Origin of the sequence: Halomonas sp., assembly GCF_041689495.1 — a bacterium.
GTDB lineage: Bacteria > Pseudomonadota > Gammaproteobacteria > Pseudomonadales > Halomonadaceae > Halomonas.
In genome coordinates, this window is the sequence record NZ_JBDNGD010000098.1 from 1 (window position 1) to 1,019 (window position 1,019).

2 protein-coding genes and 2 pseudogenes are annotated in these 1,019 nt (G+C 64.8%); 3 read left to right on the plus strand and 1 reads right to left on the minus strand.

Going from position 1 to position 1,019, the window contains the following annotated elements:
• The 3 genes and pseudogenes from ACESMD_RS03120 to ACESMD_RS03130 form a co-directional block, all read left to right on the plus strand.
• Nucleotides 1-148, plus strand: a pseudogene (locus ACESMD_RS03120) (IS3 family transposase); the annotation flags it as partial.
• On the plus strand, nt 135-569 hold the full coding sequence (locus ACESMD_RS03125) for a hypothetical protein (protein WP_372610230.1): 435 nt from the start codon (nt 135-137) through the stop codon (nt 567-569). The pseudogene ACESMD_RS03120 and the gene ACESMD_RS03125, both read left to right, overlap by 14 nt.
• A 39-nt stretch (nt 570-608) precedes the next feature.
• Complete coding sequence (locus tag ACESMD_RS03130) at nt 609-827, plus strand: hypothetical protein (protein ID WP_372610232.1); 219 nt, start codon at nt 609-611, stop codon at nt 825-827.
• Here the strand turns inward: ACESMD_RS03130 and ACESMD_RS03135 are convergent.
• Nucleotides 824-1,019, minus strand: a pseudogene (locus ACESMD_RS03135) (hypothetical protein); the annotation flags it as partial. The gene ACESMD_RS03130 and the pseudogene ACESMD_RS03135 overlap by 4 nt on opposite strands.

The window sequence follows — 1,019 nt, forward strand, 5'->3', positions numbered from 1 at the left end:
CAAGACCGTGAACGAGATCGGCCAAGCCTATGGGGTCCATCCCATCCAGGTGGGTCAGTGGAAGAAGGCCATTCTGGATCAGGCCGGCTCGCTCTTCGAGGGCAAGCGAGGCCCGAAGCCGGTCGCGGAGAAGGATGCCCAAGGCCTACGACGATCCCATCGAGGCCTGGCACCGTCTCGGGCCTGACTGGCAACGCGCCGTCTGTCACTGGCGAGGCTGGCCCGCGAGCTGGGCCTCGGGCACCGATGATGGTCTGGCCGCGGCTCTCCATCGCCTGGGCTTTGCCCTGGATGACGCCGGCGTGCCACCCAACTCCCGGCCGGGGCTCGGTGCCGTGGTGGAAAGGTTGCAGCACCTCGTCGAGCAGCGCGACGCCCTGCGCCTATGGCTCGAGGAGTATGGCCGTCATGCCGAAAGGTGCACTGCCGGCATGTGCGAGGAATGTCATCGCCGGTGTGGCTGGGCGCAGGTGAACGAGCACTTGCAGACCGGGAACCTGTTGCCGTTGATGGCCGACACCATTGGAGGTCACGGCCCGGCCGGTGATCATCCCCGAGTTCTGGACTGAGACAACCCGAACCCCGACAGACAACCGGAGGGCGTCACCATGATCCCCGACAGCGACCAGCTCGGCATCGTCTTCCTGCCAACCAGCAAGGTGGCCGAGAAGGTGGGCCGCACCCGACAGGCGCTCTACACTCTGCGCCAGTCTGACCCGACCTTCCCCAAGCCGATCACCATGACCGAAGGGCGTCAGGCCCGACTCTACTGGGTCAAGCAGGAGGTGGACTCGTGGCAGGATCAGCAGATGGCCCGGCGGCACTAACGATGAAGTACCTTCGCATCGAAGGCATTGCGCTGTTCATGCGTCATGCCGATCTCGAGCGCATCCAGGTAATCGCAGTACCACTGCATCATCGCCATGCGCTGCTTGAGATAGCTTGCCTGGTTGTAGGTGCCTTCCAGGCCCGGCAACCTGTGGGCCAGCTGCATCTCCGACCAGTCGCGCGGCCAGCCA